The 3,745-nt window shown below is 66.0% G+C and carries 3 protein-coding genes; all 3 read left to right on the top strand.

Annotation, left to right across the window (positions count from 1 at the left end; all coding sequences use genetic code 11):
* The first annotated feature begins 66 nt into the window (after positions 1-66).
* The gene (gene macA / locus CAG33_RS17825) at positions 67-1,215 is read left to right on the top strand and encodes a macrolide transporter subunit MacA (RefSeq protein ID WP_085583613.1); all 1,149 of its coding nucleotides are present in this window, start codon (positions 67-69) and stop codon (positions 1,213-1,215) included.
* A 2-nt stretch (positions 1,216-1,217) separates the two neighbouring features.
* Entirely contained in the window at positions 1,218-3,173 is a 1,956-nt protein-coding gene (locus tag CAG33_RS17820) for a MacB family efflux pump subunit (RefSeq protein ID WP_085639780.1), read from the top strand.
* 216 nt (positions 3,174-3,389) lie between these two features.
* On the top strand, positions 3,390-3,599 hold the full coding sequence (locus CAG33_RS17815) for a hypothetical protein (RefSeq protein WP_139833021.1): 210 nt from the start codon (positions 3,390-3,392) through the stop codon (positions 3,597-3,599).
* The last annotated feature ends 146 nt before the right edge of the window (positions 3,600-3,745 follow it).

The raw sequence follows: 3,745 nt of genomic DNA, 5'->3' as shown, positions 1-3,745 counted from the left end.
GCGGTGTTTCTCCAACCGGGCCCGGTCACCGACCGGGCCCAACCCTGAACGGAATTGTGGTCATTTATGGAACAGTCGAAGTTGCGCAAAGTCGGTCTGGCCGTGGCGCTGACGCTGGTGGCCGGGCTGGTGTTCTACACGGTGCAGGCACCGGCCGAGGCGCCGCAGTACCTGACCGCCACGGTGGAACGCGGTGACATTGAAAACGCGGTGCTGGCCACCGGTCTGCTGGAGGGCATCCGCCAGGTGGACGTCGGCGCCCAGGTCTCGGGGCAACTGAAGTCGCTCAAGGTCAAGGTCGGCGACAAGGTGAAGAAGGGCCAGTGGCTGGCGGAGATCGATCCGCTGGTGCTGCAGAACACCCTGCGCCAGGCCCTGGTCGATGAAGAGAACCTGCAGGCCCAGCGCCGGGCGACCCAGGCCCAGCTCAAGCAGACCAAAGCGATCTACGAGCGCTACCGGGACCTGCAGGACGACGCGTCGATCTCGCGGCAGGACTTCGAGACCGCGCAGTCGAACTACGAAGTGCAGGCCGCCAACCTGCTGGCGCTGGATGCGCAGATCAAGAGCGCGCACATCCAGATCGACACGGCCAAGGTCAACCTGGCCTACACCCGGATCGTCGCGCCCATCGACGGCGACGTGGTGGGCATCGTCACCCAGGAAGGCCAAACCGTGATCGCCAACCAGTTGGCGCCGGTGCTGCTCAAGCTCGCGGACCTGGACACCATGACGGTCAAGGCCCAGGTGTCGGAGGCCGACGTGATCCACATCGCGCCGGGGCAGGAGGTGTATTTCACCATCCTCGGCGAGGACAAACGCTATTACGGCAAGCTGCGCGGCACCGAGCCGGCGCCGCAGAACTTCCTTGAAACCCCGCCGGCCGGCACGCCGAAGCAGAACACGGCGGTGTTCTACAACGCCCTGTTCGACGTGCCCAACCCCGACCACCGCCTGCGCATCGCCATGACCGCCCAGGTGCGGGTGGTGCTCGACACCGCCAAGTCGGTGCTGACCGTGCCGGTGGCCGCGCTGGGGCCGCGCAACGCCGACGGCAGCTTCCCGGTGCGGGTGCTGGACGCCAAGGGCCATGCCCAGGCGCGCAACGTGCAGACCGGCATCAACAACAACGTCAAGGTGCAGATCAACCAGGGCCTGACCGAAGGCGACCGGGTGGTGATCGGCGATCCGGTGACCCGCACGGCAGGGGCGTGAGCATGACCGAACCGTTGCTGCAACTGAGCGGCATCCGCCGCAGCTTCACCGCCGGCGACCGCGAGTTCCTGGCGCTGAACGACATCAGCCTGACCATCGAGGCCGGGGAAATGGTCGCGATCATCGGCGCCTCGGGCTCCGGCAAGTCGACCCTGATGAACCTGCTCGGCTGCCTAGACTACGCCACCGCCGGCAGCTACAAGATCAACGGCCAGGAAACCCGCGACCTGGACAACCAGGCCCTGGCCGAACTGCGCCGCGACCATTTCGGTTTCATCTTCCAGCGCTACCACCTGCTGCCGCACCTGAGCGCGGTGCACAACGTCGAGATGCCGGCGATCTACGCCGGCACCCCGGAACCGCAGCGCCATGCCCGGGCCAAGGAGCTGCTGGCGCGGCTGGGGCTGGACGGCCATCTGACCCATCGGCCCAGCCAGCTCTCCGGCGGCCAGCAGCAGCGGGTGAGCATCGCCCGCGCCTTGATGAACGGCGGCGAAGTGATCCTCGCCGACGAACCCACCGGTGCCCTCGACACCGCCAGCGGCAAGGAAGTGATGCGCATCCTGCTGGAGCTGCACGCCGCCGGGCACACGGTGATCCTGGTGACCCACGACCCGAAGGTCGCCGCCAACGCCGAGCGGATCATCGAAGTCAGCGACGGCCAGATCCTCAGCGACCGGCGCAACGAACGCGCCACCGACGCGCTGCCCAACGACACCGCCGCCGCGCCCAGGCCCGGCACCACAAGGCGCCTGGTGGCGAGCCTGGGGCTGTTCAAGGAAGCGTTCAACATGGCCTGGGTCGCGCTGATCTCGCACCGCATGCGCACCTTGCTGACCATGCTCGGCATCGTCATCGGCATCACCTCGGTGGTGTCGATCTCGGCCATCGGCGAGGGCGCCAAGCGCTATGTGCTCAACGACATCCAGGCCATCGGCAGCAACACCATCGACATCTACCCCGGCGCCAGTTTCGGCGACAGCCGCTCAGGCGCCATCGAAACCCTGGTGCCCGCCGACGTGACCGCGCTCAACGGGCTGTACTACGTCGACAGCGCCACCCCGGTGGTGGGGCGCAACCAGTTGCTGCGCTACCGCAACATCGATGTCGATGCCCAGGTCAACGGCGTCAGCCACCAGTACTTCCAGGTGCGCGGGATCAAGATGGAGGCGGGCATCCCGTTCAGCGACAGCGATGCCCGGCGCCAGGCGCAGATGGTGGTGATCGACTACAACACCCGCCACCGGCTGTTCGGCGAAGGCGTCGATCCGCTGGGGCAGGTGATCCTGATCGGCAACCTGCCGTGCACGGTGATCGGCGTGGCGGCGGAGAACCGCAACCTGTTCGCCAGCAAGACCCTCAACGTCTGGGTGCCTTACGAGACCGCCGCCGGGCGCCTGCTGGGCCAGCGCTACCTGGACAGCATCAGCGTGCGGATCAAGGACGGCCAGCCGAGCAAAGTGGTGGAGGACAACGTCACCAAACTGATGCTGCAGCGCCACGGCACCAAGGACTTCTTCACCAACAACCTCGACAGCGTCATGCAGACCGTGGAGAAGACCAGCCGCTCGCTGGCCTTGCTGCTGTCGCTGATCGCGGTGATTTCCCTGGTGGTGGGCGGCATCGGCGTGATGAACATCATGCTGGTGTCGGTCACCGAGCGCACCCGCGAGATCGGCATCCGCATGGCCGTCGGCGCCCGGCAGTCGGACATCCGCCAGCAGTTCCTGGTGGAGGCGGTGATGGTCTGCCTGCTCGGCGGCGCCGTCGGCATCGCCCTGAGCTACGCCATCGGCCACCTGTTCTCGGTGTTCATCAAGGAATGGGAGATGGTGTTCTCGCCTTTGGCGGTGCTCACCGCCGTGGTCTGTTCGAGCCTGATCGGCATCGTCTTCGGCTTCGTCCCGGCGCGCAACGCGTCCAGGCTCGACCCCATCGAGGCGCTGGCCCGGGACTGAACGGGCGTTCATGAAAAGTAGCCGCGACATGATCGCGGCTTTTTTTGCGCTTGTTGAACAGCGGATCCTCGTACCGGAAGCGTCCTTCAAAACTTGGAGATTATCCCTACATCTATCCGTTTTTGGCCTTGGTAGCGTGCCCGCCCATTCTCGCGAGCACGAACCATGGAGGGTTTGGACATCGCGCTCCTTTCCTCATTGCGCAAGGATAAGCGTATGTATCGGCCGTCCGACGCGGCGCACTTCGCGTTGCGGATTCCCCCTTTCCGTCACGACTCCAGGGTGCTGGCCTTCAGCAGCACCGAAGCCCTCGGCACCTCCTGCCGCATCCACGTTGAGCCCGGCTTCACACCCCGTCAGCGCCTGGATCGCCTCAACAGCGCATTGACGCAGCGGTTACTGACTGACAAGGGCCTCGCCCCATGAGCGCCGAAAAACTGGCCATGGTTGACCAGGCTGCTCAGGCCGAGCGTGCGGCCAGAGCCCAGCCCCATGTGGACATCAACAGCCCGGTGATGCCGTGCCCGGCGAGCCAGGCCGAGCTGTTCGTCGTGCCGGTGCGTTATGCGCTG

The organism is Pseudomonas sp. B3(2017) (assembly GCF_002113595.1).
Classification (GTDB): domain Bacteria; phylum Pseudomonadota; class Gammaproteobacteria; order Pseudomonadales; family Pseudomonadaceae; genus Aquipseudomonas; species Aquipseudomonas ekonensis.
This window is presented reverse-complemented; position numbering and strand designations above follow the sequence as displayed.

Excerpts from the sequence above, each read along its gene's own strand:
- macA (WP_085583613.1), top strand. The coding sequence starts at position 67 with ATGGAACAGTCGAAGTTGCGCAAAGTCGGTCTGGCCGTGGCGCTGACG.
- CAG33_RS17820 (WP_085639780.1), top strand. The coding sequence starts at position 1,218 with ATGACCGAACCGTTGCTGCAACTGAGCGGCATCCGCCGCAGCTTCACC.
- CAG33_RS17815 (WP_139833021.1), top strand. The coding sequence starts at position 3,390 with ATGTATCGGCCGTCCGACGCGGCGCACTTCGCGTTGCGGATTCCCCCT.